We start from the raw sequence: 13,831 nt of genomic DNA on the forward strand, positions 1-13,831 counted from the left end.
ATGGCAGACCTTGCAAAATACACAATTGCACTTGCAGGCAACCCGAACTGCGGTAAAACAACGCTTTTTAACCGTTTGACCAAATCCAACCAAAAAGTCGGAAACTGGCCCGGTGTTACGATTGAGAAAAAAGTCGGTTCCTATGTTAAAACAAAACCCGGCACCGCCGAAAAAGAAACCGTCAATGTCGTTGACTTGCCCGGTATCTATTCTTTAACGCCTTATTCTGCGGAAGAAATTATCGCCCGCAATTACATCGTTGACGAAAATCCCGACTTGGTCATTAACATCGTTGATGCCACCAACTTGGAACGTAACCTCTACCTGACATTCCAGCTTAAAAAATTGGGCTGCCCGATGATTGTCGCGTTGAACATGATGGACGAAGTCGAACAAAACGGCACCGTCATCGACTTTGAGAAAATGTCCGAAATGCTCGGCGTTCCGGTTATTCCGATTTCCGCAATCGAAGGCAAAAGCTTCTCCTCAAAAGTTGCGAAACTCATGGGATACAAATCCTCCAAAGTCGCTGAAGGCGGCGTTGAAAAATTAATCGCGAAATCCAATGACATTTTGGACCACAGCGTGAAATATTTCAGCGAACACCCCGAAGCAACACCGGTCGCTCAAAAAGAAGCGATTTCCGAAGACGCGTTCGAAAAGAAAAAATTCGACCCGACGCTTTTGAAAAATGCGGACGACATCGATTATGACGCGCATTCCGCTGAAATCTATTCCGAAATCAGCAAAATCGTGTCGGCAACCGTTCGCGAAGGTGAAAAACAGGTCCAGCAAGATCGTACCAAAAAGATCGACGCCATTTTAACAAACAAATGGATCGGCATTCCGATTTTCTTGGTCCTTATGTTTATCGTTTTCGAACTTTCATTTACAGTCGGCGGTATCTTTACCGATTTAATTGACGTTTTCTTCAATGAAACATTAGCCGAATTTGTCGAAGAATGGTTCACTTCCGCCGGAACTTCCGATTGGATGATCGATTTAGTCATCAACGGTATTATTGCCGGTGTCGGCGGCGTTTTAACATTCGTTCCGCAGATCTTCATTCTCTTCGTGTTCCTCACGCTCATGGAAGATACAGGTTACATGGCCCGTGTCGCTTTCCTGCTTGACCGCATCTTCAAATACATCGGCCTTTCAGGCAAAAGTTTCATTCCGTTGATTCTCGGATTCGGCTGTTCCGTTCCCGCTGTCATGGCAGCCAGAACACTCGATAATGAAATGGACCGCAAGACCACCATCTTCATTACACCGTTCATGTCCTGCGGTGCACGTCTTCCGATTTACGCTTTGTTTGTCGGCGTGTTCTTTACCGCATACTACGGACTTACCATGTTGTTCCTGTATGTCCTCGGTATTCTCGTTGCCATCGGTTCCGCCTGGCTCTTGAAGAAGACGATCTTCAAAGGCCCGTCCTCTCCGTTCATTATGGAACTTCCGCCGTACCGTTTCCCTGACTTGTACACCTACCTCAAACACATCTGGGAAAAGACACGCGGATTCGTTATCAGAGCCGGTACGATTATCTTCCTGGCATCCGTTATGATTTGGTTCTTACAGGGCTATGACTTCTCATTCGCCGCTGTTGAAGATTCGGCAGACAGTATCCTCGGTGTTATCGGAAGCGTTATTGCGCCGATCTTTGAGCCGCTCGGATTCGGTGACTGGCGCGCAGCAATGTCTCTCTTTACAGGTTTCATCGCCAAAGAAGCGGTCGTTTCAACGATTGAAATTTTGTACACGCCCGAAGACTTTGAAATGCTCTTTACGCCGGTTATCGCGCTTGCGTTCATGGTATTCACATTGCTTTACCTTCCCTGTTTGGCAGCATTCGCAACAATTAAGCGTGAACTCAACAGCTGGAAATTGGCAATTCTTGCAGCAATTTACCAGACGGCAGTGGCTTACATCGCGGCGTTTATCGTCTACCGTGTCGGTCTTTTGGTTGTTCAGTTCCTGTGATTGGAATTGTTCAATTTTAAACAATTTCAAATACATTAAAAGTCAAAAAACAAAATACAATTAAAGTAAATACAAAACAAATACAGCAAAGAAGCTTCCCGATTTTTCGGGAAGCTTTTTTCTTATTTGTCAAAAACAAAAAACATAAAAACATTCAATTTCAGGAGATTTCAATATGACAGGAATCTGTGTCACAAAATCCGGGTCTTCCGGTATTCATCTCGATAACATCCGCTTTGAAGGGATTCACCTTGGCGGTATTCATCTCGGCGGTATTCATTTAAATGAAAGCTTTTCCTTTTTCACGGAGGTTTGATTATGGCTGACATTGCTGCTCTTCTTCCGCAGCTTTTGGTTTACGCGCTGCTTCTCTTCGCGGTGTACATTCTCTTCCGGCAGGTCCGCAAGCTGATGCGCGGCGACACAGGCTGTGTCGGCTGCTCTTCCGGCGGCGGCTGTTCCAAGACGACCGGCAGCGAGTGCTGCGGCGGCGCGGCACATAAAAAAGAAGATGAATTGAAAACAATTAAAAGATAATTTCCGAAATTATCTTTATTATTCAGTTTTGGCAACTTTTATCAATTTATCAAATTTTATCAAGCTTTATCAACCGCTTTTGAAAAATTTATAAATCAACATTTTTTAAAAATTGAAAAAACGAATTTCATCACAATTATCTAAACGATTGTTTTAAAAAGCATATTCATGCCGATTAAAACAACACGATTGCCGGATTTTCAACAGTTTCACGTCGCCAATCCGGAACTGTCGGATTCGAGCAAATTAATTCGGAAGGAAATGGAATGCTTTACAGCCACCTCTCAAAAGTTTAATTCATTTTCTTCCGATTTTTTTATCAATTTAAATTTCATCAAAACAATTTTGAAAATTCATTAAACAATTTTGAAAATTCATTAAACAATTTTGAAAATTCATTAAACAATTTTGAAAATTCATTAAACGATTTTGAAAATTCATTAAACGATTTTGAAATTTCATTAAAAGCAATTTTGAATTTTCATCTTTTGCATGCGTTTTTCTTTTTTTTATCAAATGTTTAAGATTTGCATTCAATGCATAATGTCCGGCGGCAGGTTTCGTTATTCGTTATCCATTTATTTCCCCAGTCTTTTAATGCCTGGACGATTTCGATTAATTCTTTTCCGCTTTCCGTCAGCGAATATTCGCATTTAATCGGAAAAGACGATGAATCGACTGTTTTTGTAATTAATCCTTCCTGCTCCATTTCTTTCAGGCGCGCAGAAAGCGTTTTCGGCGTGATGTCATTTAATTGGCTTTTCAGCTCATTGAATCGCTTGTCACACATATTCCCTTTGTAAAGCTCATGAAGAATGCAAAGCGTCCATTTTTTTCCGACAAGATCCGTTATTTTGTAAATTGTACATTCTTTCATAGTATCCGATATGAAACTTCCTCCTATTTAAATGACTATCTTCATAATAGCAAGTATCAAAATGATACTTTTCGCTCACTTCGATTGAGTATCTTTTGAAGAATAAATCATTTATACGAATGGATTATACGAATGTATTAATATATGTTTATTAATATAATAATGTGAAAAACGGAATTAAAACGAAAACAAAATTCCGGAGGAATTTAATGTTCTGCTATCAATGTGAAGAAACAATGAACGGCACAGGCTGTACAATGAACGGCATGTGCGGTAAAAAAGGTGAAGTCGCTGTCCTTCAGGACAGATTAATTTACGCGCTGAAAGGATATGCTTTCTGCAACAGCCGCGGCCGCCAAAAAGGCTGCAACGATTCCGATTTCGGACCGTTTGTCATGGAAGCTTTATTCGCAACGCTGACCAATGTCAATTTCGACGGCGCGTATTTTGAAAAGAAAATTCAGGAAACGCTTGACCGCCGTGATGTTGTTCGAAACGCGGTTCACGACGGCGCGCCGCCCGGACCTCAAGCGCCGAATGTCGCGACCATTACTTATGACGAATTAATGACAAAAACGGCTGATGAAATCGGTGTTTTGTCAACCGCCGACATTGACACGCGCTCGCTTCGGGAAACTTTAATTTACGGCTTGAAAGGCATTTCCGCTTACGGAATGCATGCACACATCCTCGGCTCCGAAAGCGAAGACGTTTATCAGTTCATTGAAAAAGCGCTTGTTTCAACCATTGACGCGTCCCCACTCGGAAATCCCGACAAAGACGGCATGATTGCGCTTTTAATGGAATGCGGAAGCATCGGCGTTAAGATTATGTCCATGTTGGATGCGGCCAACACCGGCGCTTACGGCAGCCCTGTTCCGACACAAGTGTCAACCGGCGTCGGTAAGAATCCGGGCATTTTAATCAGCGGACACGATTTGAAAGATTTGGAAATGCTTTTGGAACAAACAAAAGGATCCGGCATTGACGTTTATACGCACGGTGAAATGCTTCCGGCACACGGTTATCCGTTCTTCCAAAAATATGAAAATCTCGTCGGCAATTACGGCAATTCCTGGTGGCACCAGAAATCGGAATTTGAAAAATTCAATGGTCCGATTTTGATGACAACGAATTGTTTGGTTCCGCCCAAGGAAACTTACGCCGAGCGACTGTTTACGACAAACATGGTCGGCTACGCGGATGACAAATCCCAGTTAAAACACATCGCAGCAAACGCTGACGGCAGCAAAGATTTCTCCGAAATCATCGAACTTGCCAAGAAATGTCCGCCGCCGGAAGAACTTGAAAACGGAACCGTGATGACAGGCTTTGCGCACGCCGCAGTGCTTTCCGTTGCGGACAAAGTGATTGACGCGGTGAAAGCCGGCGACATTAAAAAATTCGTCGTGATGGCCGGCTGTGACGGCCGCCGCAAGGAACGCGAATACTACACTGAATTTGCCGAGGCGCTTCCGCACGACACGGTTATTCTGACGGCCGGCTGCGCCAAATACAGATACAACAAACTGGATTTGGGCGATATCGGCGGCATTCCGCGCGTTTTGGATGCAGGGCAGTGCAACGACTGTTATTCGCTCGTCGTCATCGCTTTGGAGCTTGCCAAGGCATTCGGCGTCGAAACGGTCAACGATTTGCCGCTGGTCTTTAACATCGCCTGGTACGAGCAAAAGGCAACGCTTGTCTTTTTGTCGCTCCTCTCCCTCGGCGTTCAAAACATCGTCATCGGTCCGACGCTTCCGGCCTGTATCTCGCCGGACGTTTTAGATGTCTTGGTCAAGACGTTTAATGTCAGCAAAAACACTGATGTCGAATCTGATATGAAGAGATTAATCACACTCTGATTTCTCTTTCGGATTCGATTCATCATATCCTCTAAAAACAAAAACGAAAGATTTCAATAGAAACGATAAACAATAAATCCCAACGAATAAAAACGAACCAAAAACGATAAAAACGAACATGGATTAACCAAACAAAATCAATAGAACGGATGCTTTTTCAAAAACGGATCGGCATCCGTTTATTTTTATTGTTGTTATTATTATCTTGTTATTGTCTTGTTTATGGTGGAAAATATGTCTTCTCAAAAAATCGCGATTGTTCGCTGTAATATTGTTTCGGAAACCTGCCCCGGGTTTGCTTGTGTGAATTCTTTTAACAACAAAACCGCGTTTTTCAAAGATTACGATGAAACCGACAGCTTGATTGCCGTATTTACTTGCGGCGGCTGCAGCGGAAGGCGCGTCACCCGATTATGCGAATCGATCAAAAAACACGGGGCGACGACCGTTCATCTTTCTTCCTGCATGTGCAAAGGAAAAGACGATGAGTATTTGTGCCCGAACATTGATTTGATCAAAAAAAGAATTTCGGCCGCCGGACTTGAAATTGTCGAGCGGACGCATCATTAAAATTTATATTTTTTAAAAACCGAACTCGGTTTTTTCAATTCATTTTTTAAAAAACGGTGCGGCTCGCGCGCGGCGAAGCGGCAGACGCAATCCTTTTTATTTTTTATCTTCATCTTTCGTTTTTTTGCGCGCGGTTGCCGTGGTTTTAGAAGATTGAACTTTGACCGTTTTTTTCGGTTTAATTTCGCTCGGCGCGGTAAACCGCCATCCAATATTTCTGTAATATTCATCGGCGTAATCAATTCCGATTCTCTTTCCGGTGACATATTCCGGTTTCGTTCCGTCGTCTTCAATCCAAATTTCATCAGACACCGTCAAATCGACGGCGTTTAAATCTTTTGTAATCTGCATCGCTTTTGTCAGCCGCCCCGGGCCGTAAAAGCCTTCGACACCGCGCAGAAGCGCTGCTTGCGGTTGCTCTTCCTGTCCGGTGACAGCGTTAATCAGGTGGTGGACGCCGTAGCAGAGGTACACGTAAGTGTGCCCGCCTTTCATGTAAAGCGTTTCCGTTCGCTTCGTTTTGCCGGCTTTGGCGTGACAGCCCGTGTCTTCAACGCCTCGATAAGCTTCCGTTTCGGTAATTCGAAAGCGCAATTCTTCGCCTGTCGGCAGACGGCGGACGAGAATCTTGCCGATCAAATCGGGTGCAACTTCTAGAACATCGCGGGTGTAAAAATCAGAGTTTAATCGTTTTGCTTTTGTCATAATAATCCGTTTTCCAGTTTTGTTTTTATTTTATATTTCGTTTTATTTTATCGTTTTTATTCGTTTTGTTTTCTCTTCATTTCGTTTTCCATGTCTACGATTTTTTGATGAGCATTTTCAATTTTCTGTTTTTTCTCTTCTTTTTCATCAATTTCGCTTGAATCGTTTTTCTTGTAACCGGGCGTGTTTACTTTTTTGTATTCGGCAGGCCCGAGTTCTTTGAATTGCGCATATTTGCGCTCCAAGACGCGGCCGAAGCAGGAAAGCGATTCGCATTTGTTGAAATAGCGCGCGGCAATCAATTCGTAAACCTGGCGTTCTTCACGGTTGCTTCCGATGACGATATATACGGAAGGATAAGTCGCGTCGGCAATTTTAAACGTGCCGAAGATTTCAAAGCCTTCATATTTTTTGATAAATTCGTCTTTGTAAAGGATTTCGTATTCCAAGCCGAATGATTCCATATATTCAACGACTTCGGGTTTCAATCCTTTCGCGCCGTGCGTTAAACGATAAAGCGGACATTCAATTTTGGAAGGCGTAAAACTTCTTTTAAAAATCAGGGAAATTTTATTTTCGGGAAGACTGTCAACATCGAAAATGAAAACAAGCTTCTCCGTTTTTTCCGGAGGTTCGGTCATTTTTTGATCATACCTGTAAAACTGTAATTTGAAATTAAAAAATTGTAAAAATTAAATTGAATTTACTGAAAAATTTTGAAAATATTTGAATGGGATAATTTCTGTTCAATTAGACTTATTGTCTTATAGCTTTTATCATTCAGTTTTATCATTCGTCAAAAATAACTTTTAAAATGCGGAAATCGCCGTCATGAATGTTTTCGATTCCGGTTTCTTCAATTATTTTTTCCATTTTTTCATCAAACGGAATCGGTTTTTCCTTAAAGAAAAGAAGCGCGGTTTCCTCATTTATTTTCAATTCTTTGAGAATATCGCCGGCAGTTTTGAGTTTTGAAAGGTCGATTTCGAAATTTGATTTGATGCCGTTTTGATCAAGTTCGACAAATATTTTCTGTTCAGTCATCTTCTCGAATAATATCCATCATTCTTTTAAACATTTCTTTTCACCTCCGTTTTTTAAAAACCTTTAAATGTAATGAACGGATATGGCACATGTTTCATTTCGGGATCCGTCCCGTTGGAATGTGGCCGTAAAAAGTGCGGCTGAACCGTGAAACTATAAAAATTTGGTGAAACAAAATGGTAAAATCTTACTATGGATACGTTAGGGACGCCTGGAAAAAGCCGGACGAAACCTACGTGGATGAACTCAGATGGGAACGCCTCCAGGTTTGGAGAAAGGAAGGTTCCGTTACAAGAATCGAAAGACCGACAAGAATCGACCGTGCCAGATCACTCGGCTACAAAGCCAAGCAGGGCATCGTTGTCGCACGTGTCAAAGTCAGACGCGGCGGTCTCAGAAAATCCAGATACATCCGCGGAAGACGTACTCACAACATGGGTATGAAAAAGATTACCGCCGGCAAAAGCATCCAGAGAATCTGTGAAGAACGTGCCGGACGTAAATATCCGAACATGGAAGTCCTCAACTCCTACTGGGTTGCTCAGGACGGTAAATTCAAGTGGTACGAAGTTATTCTCGTTGACCCCAGCCACCCCGTGATTCAGAGCGACAAACGCCTGAACTGGATCTGCAAACCCGCAAACCGCGGAAGAGCACAGCGCGGTCTGACCAGCGCCGGCAAGAAAGGCAGAGGTTTAATGGTTCGCGGAAACGGTTCTGAAAAGAACAGACCGAGTCTTCGCGCACACATGAACAGAGGAAAGTGATTGATTCATCATATCAATTTTCGCGTCATTGCGCACGCGACAGAAGATTTGTCCAAAGTCGATTCGGCTTTGGACTTTTTTTTGGCGCCCTGCCTGTCTCCAAAGGATCAGCTTTGCGATCTGAAAGAAACAATCGAGACCGAAGGGCATTTTAATAATCCGATTACCATTCAAACCGCCGTTCTCAAAAAGAAAGGCGCTTGTTCCAAATTCGTTCAGTTTTTTAAAGAAAACATCAGCGAAGAAGACGTTCAAATCCTTCGCGAACAAATGCCGGAGCGGTTGGATGACGATTTAAATTTTTATATGCGTTTTTCAAAGCAGGAAGCAGCCGCCGGAAAACTCAAATTCACGGAATCCTCCGATGCGATTTTCGTTCGCGTCAAAATTGAAACCTATCCGAAATCATGGGAAAAAGCAGGTCCCATCGTGGAGGAATTGTTTGGCAGCAAATAAAACCGCAAATCAAAATTCAAGTCAAACCGGAAACCGAAATTTTCAATCTGATTCCGGCAAGCGTTATTTTGATTTTGTTTCCGCTGATTTTATTGAAGAATTATGTTTTCGGGCAGCCGAAGGGCTTGATCCCGAAGATTTCTTTTCATACTCGGAAGAGATTCATTCCTTTTTTAAACGATTCGGTTTAACGGATGTCATTATTTTCAAAAAGGTCGGAAAGGACAAATCCACCGGCGGTTTCAGCGGTGTCTGTGACGCGCTTTTCAACGGCAACGGCGGCGAGCCTTCTGTTCGTTATTATCGCGGCGTTGAAATCGAAGCCGAGAATGAAAACACGCTTTCCGCTTTGATTCGAAAAGAAAGGCCGGGCGCGGATTTTATTGCGGTTCGTTCTTCTGATGAAAAAGTCATTCGTGCGGCAGCCGAATCTTCTGATGCTGATCTTGTGATCCCGATTTCTGTTTCTGATTCCGCCGGAAAAACTTATGGCGCCGGCAGCATTCATGTCAGCGGCGGCCGGATTAATCATATCGTTGCAAAAATTGCGCGTGATAAAAAGACGGCGTTCGGGTTTGATATTTATCCGTTTTTGCAAACGAAAGGATACCGGCGAAGTAAAATTTTTGCGGATGCGATGGACATGATTCCGATTCTTCGAAAATATCAGGTTCCTGTTTTGCTTTTCAGCGGCGCGGATTCGTTTTACGATATGCGTGGGCCGTACGAATCCGAGGCGTTTGGAAGACTTCTCGGCTTGTCACAGGATGAAACAAAAGCAGCCGTTTCTCTTTATTTTGAAGAAATCATTGAACGCCGCAAAAAACAAAAATCCGGACAAATTATCATGTCGGGTGTCGAAATTGTTGAAGATGAAATGAATGATTAAAACAAACAGTTGATATATTTGTTATATATCGGTATATTTATTAACTAAAAACCGTATTCATTTTTTAATATATTGTGAAAAACGCAGGATTCGGCTGATTCTTTTTCAGTTCGAACAAAATTCTTAAATTCCCATGTTCCTTTTATCTGTATTATTTTAAAAACAGGTGTATTCATTTGGAACCGCTCTTACCGACACTTCGAAATCGAAAAAGATACATTGCCGTTGAAATCATCAGTGATGCTCCCGTTCAAAGAAATGCTTTTATCGGCGCTGTTTCTCAAACCGGATGCGCTGTTCTCGGCGATGTCGGTTTTGCCGGCTGCGGCATTTCCGTTCTCGGTTTTGAAAACAATATCGGTATCGTTAAATGCAAACACGATTCCGTTTCGGAAACGATCGGTGCTTTGGCGTTTATTTCAGCGATTGACAATCAAAGGGTGATTGTCAGAACAATCGGCGTGTCGGGAACCGTTAAGGGCGCGGAAACGAAATTTCTTCGAAATGTGGTTTGAAAAACGAAATTTAAAGCTTGAATATCGGTTTTTCTTTCCGAATCTTTATATCGTTTGATTCGTATAAAATCAAAATTAGTAAATTCACATTTATTTTTAAATACACAATTTAACTTTAAAAATAAAAATTAATTCAAATTAAATTCAACTAAATTCGAATACAATAAAATATTTTATTTAATTAAAAACAAAACAAGGAGACTTAAAATTATGAAAGATATGGCCCCTCAAATGTATGACCGCGCGAGCACTGTCTTTTCTCCGGACGGCCGCCTTTATCAGGTGGAATACGCCAGAGAAGCTGTCAAAAGAGGCACAACCGCTGTCGGTATTAAGGTCAATGGAGGCGTTGTCTTATTGGTGGACAAACGTGTTTCCAGCCGTTTGATTGAATCCAATTCAATTGAGAAAATTTTCCAAATTGACGATCACATTGGCGCTGCCACTTCCGGCCTTGTCGCCGACGCGCGTGCGCTTATCGACCGCGCTCGTGTCGAAGCGCAGGTCAATCGCGTTTCTTATGATGAACCGATTGGCGTTGAAGTGATTTCCAAGAAAATCTGCGACCACAAGCAGACTTTTACGCAATACGGCGGCACGCGCCCGTACGGAACGTCTCTTTTGATTGCAGGCGTTGAAGACAACACGCCCAGACTTTTCGAAACTGATCCGAGCGGCGCGCTTTTGGAATACAAAGCAACCGCAATCGGCGCAGGCCGCGCGCCTGTCATCGAAGTTTTCGAGGCGGATTATGACGAAGATATGTCTTTGGACGACGCGATTTTGCTCGGTGTCGAAGCGCTTTACAAAGCCGCCGACGGCAAATTCAAGCCCGAAACCCTTGAAGTCGGAATTATTCCGGTTTCCGAAACGGATTTCAGAAAATTGACAACCGAAGAAGTCAAAGTTTACGCCGACAAAATTTTTGAAAAATACCCGAAAACGGAAGAAGAAGATTCAACCGGCGCCGACGCAAAGGAAGAAGACCTCGATATTTAATCGAATCTTTTCTTCATTTTTTTCTTTTTCTATTTTTCTGTTTCTTCTAATTCATTCAAACCGAAACATCGTTTTTTTCAAAATTCAAAAACCCGAACGCCGTTTTTCTTTTCTAAAATTTAATGAAACGGGCGTTCGTTTTTCATAAAATAATTGAAAAGCGATGTTTCGGTTTCATTTCAAACGAATTGAAAAGATGAAATCACCGCCTCCAATCACGAATTTCGCGAGCGAAGCGAATGAAAGGAGTGATTGGAGATTCACCACATGATTCAATGAAAAATATAAACCGCTAATGTTTTGTTTTTTTGCTGTCGGCTGTCGTTTGCTGCCGATGGGGCAGAGTGCGTTTCTGCGTGCATCTGCATCTTTTTTTAGCAGCCGTTCGCTTCGCGAACGTGGGCACGGCTACCTTACCGTTTTCGTTTTCCGCTGCTACCTCCCCATTTCCGTCTGCAGTGCCGCCGCCACGCGCGAGCCGCTCCGTTTTTCAAAAAATTAAATCGAAAGCCAATCCTCTTTCTCTAAAAAATAACTCGAAAACTATTCCCCCATTTCAAAATATAAATCAAATCGTTTTCGTTTTTCAAAAATACCGAAATGCTTTAAACGAAGTCCGCCTAAATATTATAAAAATTCAGGATTTGATTATTTATGGTTTCACTCGACGACGCCGTGACGGCGCATATTAAAAAAGGAAGCAAAGAATTTGAAATTCTCGTCGACCCCGAGCTCGCGCTTGCGTACAAGCGCGGCGACGACATCAATATCGCCGACATTCTGGCGGTTGAAACGGTTTTTGAAAACGCAAGCCGCGGCGATAAAATCGCCGAATCCGATTTGGTTTCGACGTTTCAAACCGATGACGTTCTTCAAATCGCTGCAATCATTTTAAAAGACGGCGAAATTCAGTTGACAAAAGAGCAGCGCAAGCGTTTCTTGGAAGAAAAAAGACGAATGGTTGTCACATTTATTTCTCAAAACGCCGTCAACCCGCAAACAATGGCACCGCACCCGCCGCAGCGCATTGAAATTGCGATGGAAGAAGCCAAAGTCAATATCGACCCGATGAAAAGCGTTGACGAGCTCGTTCAAATCACGATGAAAGCGATTCGTCCGCTCATCCCAATCCGCTTCGAAGAAGTCAGCGTCGCCGTCAGAATCCCGTCGCTTTACGCGCCGAAAGCATTCGGCGACGTCTCATCATTCGGAAAAATGCTCAAAAACGAATGGCAGGCAGACGGCTCATGGATTGCCGTTATCCGAATCCCGGCCGGCATGCAAACCGATTTCTACGCTTTGCTGAATCATATCACAAAAGGCGAAGCGGAAACGAAATTGATTCGAGACGACTCTCCGTCTCAATAATTCCAATTTTCATTTCTTTTCATTCTTTTTTCTTTATTTTTGTTTCTTCACTTTTCATTTTTTTCTTCTTTTTTGTTTAATTTTTATCTCATTTTTTATTCCGTTGATTTTTATTTTTGCCGCCTTTTTTTCATTTTCGTGAAAGACTATAAAAATGATTAAAACGTACGATATAAAACTCAAACTAGGACGAACAGAGGATAGAATGGATAAAAAAAGAATTGTTATACCCGGAGAATTGCTGTCCGATGACCCGGCAATGTCGGGTTCAGGAACTTATATTTCCGGCGGAAAAGTCTACGCATCCGTATGCGGACTTTTGGCTCAGAAAGGAAAACTTTCTGTTCATCCGCTTTCCGGCCCTTACATGCCGAAAAAAAATGATCTCATCATCGGTTATACAACGGTTGTGACATCATCGAATTGGATTTTTGATATTAATTGCCCCTACGAGGGGCTTTTGCACGTCACCGAATATCCGCTGCGCGTTCCGTCTGAAGAAATGACTCAGCACTTCGCTATCGGTGACACGGTTTTATTGAAAGTGACAGACGTCAACTCGGAAATGAAAGTTGAATTGACTTACAAAGACCCGATCTGCAAAAAACTGACAAGAGGACGCCTCTTCGAAGTTCCGGTTTCGAAAGTTTCACGCATAATCGGACGTTCCGGCGCGATGATTTCAATGCTGAAAGCCAAAACCGGCTGCGATATTTTTGTCGGCGGCAACGGTCGCATTTGGATGAACGGCAATTCCGAAGACATGGACATTTTAATGGCGGCTTTAAAGAAAATCGAAGCCGACGCGCGTCTTTCGGGACTCACCGACTTAACGGCCGCTTTTATCGACGAACAATACGAAGCGGCAGGTTTCAAACCGCATGACGCGGCAAAATCGAAAGCTTTTGCCGACTCGGCTGACGAAACCGAATCTGAAACAAAGGATACGAAATCCGCGCCCAAAGCAAAATCTGTTCCGCGCAAAAAGAAAAGCGATACCGTCGCAGCCGAACAGGACGCGCCGGCAATCGAATCCTCTGAGGCGGCTCTCAAAGCGCTTCCCCGAAAAGCGCGAAAACCGAAATCCGAAGCGGAATCCGATGAAAAATTGATTCCGGCCGTCGGCAAATCCGTCGTTGTCGGAAATTCCGTTGAAAATGCCGCCGTCGGCTTTGATTTCGTTCAAAACGAATCTGTCGCGCCGGCCGGTTCCGGTCAGAAAACGCCTGTCAGAAGGCCTCGTTTAACGCAGCCGG

The 13,831-nt window shown here is 43.2% G+C and carries 15 protein-coding genes and 1 pseudogene; 12 read left to right on the forward strand and 4 right to left on the reverse strand.

The features are described 5' to 3' along the window. From feoB to MmiEs2_RS02230, 3 genes are all read left to right on the forward strand, one after another. The gene (feoB, locus tag MmiEs2_RS02220; RefSeq protein WP_316559807.1) at nt 1–1,983 is read left to right on the forward strand and encodes a ferrous iron transport protein B; all 1,983 of its coding nucleotides are present in this window, start codon (nt 1–3) and stop codon (nt 1,981–1,983) included. Nucleotides 1,984–2,158: 175 nt separating this feature from the next. Next, a complete protein-coding gene (locus MmiEs2_RS02225) occupies nt 2,159–2,299 on the forward strand; it encodes a hypothetical protein (protein WP_316559808.1) in 141 nt (46 codons plus the stop codon). 2 nt (nt 2,300–2,301) lie between these two features. Beyond that, complete coding sequence (locus tag MmiEs2_RS02230; protein WP_316559809.1) at nt 2,302–2,520, forward strand: hypothetical protein; 219 nt, start codon at nt 2,302–2,304, stop codon at nt 2,518–2,520. A gap of 520 nt (nt 2,521–3,040) precedes the next feature. Here the strand turns inward: MmiEs2_RS02230 and MmiEs2_RS02235 are convergent. After that, nucleotides 3,041–3,397, reverse strand: coding sequence for a winged helix-turn-helix transcriptional regulator (locus MmiEs2_RS02235; RefSeq protein ID WP_316559810.1), 357 nt, complete (start codon nt 3,395–3,397; stop codon nt 3,041–3,043). Nucleotides 3,398–3,606: 209 nt separating this feature from the next. On the opposite strand from MmiEs2_RS02235, the gene hcp reads away from it, so the two are divergent. Further along, a complete protein-coding gene (hcp, locus tag MmiEs2_RS02240) occupies nt 3,607–5,262 on the forward strand; it encodes a hydroxylamine reductase (RefSeq protein ID WP_316559811.1) in 1,656 nt (551 codons plus the stop codon). Nucleotides 5,263–5,496: 234 nt separating this feature from the next. Further along, entirely contained in the window at nt 5,497–5,832 is a 336-nt protein-coding gene (locus MmiEs2_RS02245; protein WP_316559812.1) for a CGGC domain-containing protein, read from the forward strand. A 96-nt stretch (nt 5,833–5,928) separates the two neighbouring features. Here the strand turns inward: MmiEs2_RS02245 and MmiEs2_RS02250 are convergent, their stop codons facing one another. From MmiEs2_RS02250 to MmiEs2_RS02260, 3 genes are all read right to left on the reverse strand, one after another. Beyond that, entirely contained in the window at nt 5,929–6,537 is a 609-nt protein-coding gene (locus MmiEs2_RS02250; protein WP_316559813.1) for a DNA-3-methyladenine glycosylase, read from the reverse strand. Nucleotides 6,538–6,593: 56 nt separating this feature from the next. Continuing rightward, a complete protein-coding gene (locus tag MmiEs2_RS02255) occupies nt 6,594–7,178 on the reverse strand; it encodes a hypothetical protein (RefSeq protein WP_316559814.1) in 585 nt (194 codons plus the stop codon). A gap of 148 nt (nt 7,179–7,326) precedes the next feature. After that, nucleotides 7,327–7,581, reverse strand: coding sequence for a hypothetical protein (locus MmiEs2_RS02260; RefSeq protein ID WP_316559815.1), 255 nt, complete (start codon nt 7,579–7,581; stop codon nt 7,327–7,329). Between the two features lie 176 nt (nt 7,582–7,757). Here MmiEs2_RS02260 and MmiEs2_RS02265 point away from each other — a divergent pair, with 176 nt between their 5' ends. From MmiEs2_RS02265 to rrp4, 7 genes and pseudogenes are all read left to right on the forward strand, one after another. Beyond that, nucleotides 7,758–8,348 (forward strand): 50S ribosomal protein L15e, encoded by a 591-nt coding sequence (locus MmiEs2_RS02265; protein WP_316559816.1) that lies wholly within the window; start codon nt 7,758–7,760, stop codon nt 8,346–8,348. Continuing rightward, entirely contained in the window at nt 8,349–8,804 is a 456-nt protein-coding gene (locus tag MmiEs2_RS02270; RefSeq protein WP_316559817.1) for an RNA-binding domain-containing protein, read from the forward strand. After that, nucleotides 8,791–9,693 carry an RNase P subunit p30 family protein gene (locus MmiEs2_RS02275; protein WP_316559818.1) on the forward strand — a complete coding sequence of 301 codons (903 nt, stop codon included), beginning with the start codon at nt 8,791–8,793 and terminating at the stop codon, nt 9,691–9,693. The genes MmiEs2_RS02270 and MmiEs2_RS02275 overlap by 14 nt, the downstream gene beginning before the upstream one ends. A 176-nt stretch (nt 9,694–9,869) precedes the next feature. Beyond that, a complete protein-coding gene (locus MmiEs2_RS02280; protein ID WP_316559819.1) occupies nt 9,870–10,208 on the forward strand; it encodes an Rpp14/Pop5 family protein in 339 nt (112 codons plus the stop codon). Between the two features lie 210 nt (nt 10,209–10,418). After that, nucleotides 10,419–11,207, forward strand: coding sequence for an archaeal proteasome endopeptidase complex subunit alpha (psmA, locus tag MmiEs2_RS02285; protein ID WP_420891232.1), 789 nt, complete (start codon nt 10,419–10,421; stop codon nt 11,205–11,207). 654 nt (nt 11,208–11,861) lie between these two features. Continuing rightward, nucleotides 11,862–12,575 (forward strand): ribosome assembly factor SBDS, encoded by a 714-nt coding sequence (locus tag MmiEs2_RS02290; RefSeq protein WP_316559820.1) that lies wholly within the window; start codon nt 11,862–11,864, stop codon nt 12,573–12,575. A gap of 205 nt (nt 12,576–12,780) precedes the next feature. Continuing rightward, nucleotides 12,781–13,512 (forward strand): annotated as a pseudogene (rrp4, locus tag MmiEs2_RS08350) (exosome complex RNA-binding protein Rrp4); the annotation flags it as partial. Nucleotides 13,513–13,831 lie beyond the last annotated feature (319 nt).

It is taken from the genome of Methanimicrococcus stummii (genome assembly GCF_032594435.1).
Classification (GTDB): domain Archaea; phylum Halobacteriota; class Methanosarcinia; order Methanosarcinales; family Methanosarcinaceae; genus Methanimicrococcus; species Methanimicrococcus stummii.

What these genes read in the sequence shown, in the direction of transcription:
- psmA (WP_420891232.1), top strand. Translation starts at nt 10,419, where the DNA reads ATGAAAGATATGGCCCCTCAAATGTATGACCGCGCGAGCACTGTCTTT.
- MmiEs2_RS02250 (WP_316559813.1), bottom strand. Translation starts at nt 6,537, where the DNA reads ATGACAAAAGCAAAACGATTAAACTCTGATTTTTACACCCGCGATGTT.
- feoB (WP_316559807.1), top strand. Translation starts at nt 1, where the DNA reads ATGGCAGACCTTGCAAAATACACAATTGCACTTGCAGGCAACCCGAAC.
- MmiEs2_RS02255 (WP_316559814.1), bottom strand. Translation starts at nt 7,178, where the DNA reads ATGACCGAACCTCCGGAAAAAACGGAGAAGCTTGTTTTCATTTTCGAT.
- MmiEs2_RS02245 (WP_316559812.1), top strand. Translation starts at nt 5,497, where the DNA reads ATGTCTTCTCAAAAAATCGCGATTGTTCGCTGTAATATTGTTTCGGAA.
- MmiEs2_RS02260 (WP_316559815.1), bottom strand. Translation starts at nt 7,581, where the DNA reads ATGACTGAACAGAAAATATTTGTCGAACTTGATCAAAACGGCATCAAA.
- MmiEs2_RS02265 (WP_316559816.1), top strand. Translation starts at nt 7,758, where the DNA reads ATGGTAAAATCTTACTATGGATACGTTAGGGACGCCTGGAAAAAGCCG.
- MmiEs2_RS02230 (WP_316559809.1), top strand. Translation starts at nt 2,302, where the DNA reads ATGGCTGACATTGCTGCTCTTCTTCCGCAGCTTTTGGTTTACGCGCTG.
- MmiEs2_RS02225 (WP_316559808.1), top strand. Translation starts at nt 2,159, where the DNA reads ATGACAGGAATCTGTGTCACAAAATCCGGGTCTTCCGGTATTCATCTC.
- hcp (WP_316559811.1), top strand. Translation starts at nt 3,607, where the DNA reads ATGTTCTGCTATCAATGTGAAGAAACAATGAACGGCACAGGCTGTACA.
- MmiEs2_RS02235 (WP_316559810.1), bottom strand. Translation starts at nt 3,397, where the DNA reads ATGAAAGAATGTACAATTTACAAAATAACGGATCTTGTCGGAAAAAAA.
- MmiEs2_RS02290 (WP_316559820.1), top strand. Translation starts at nt 11,862, where the DNA reads ATGGTTTCACTCGACGACGCCGTGACGGCGCATATTAAAAAAGGAAGC.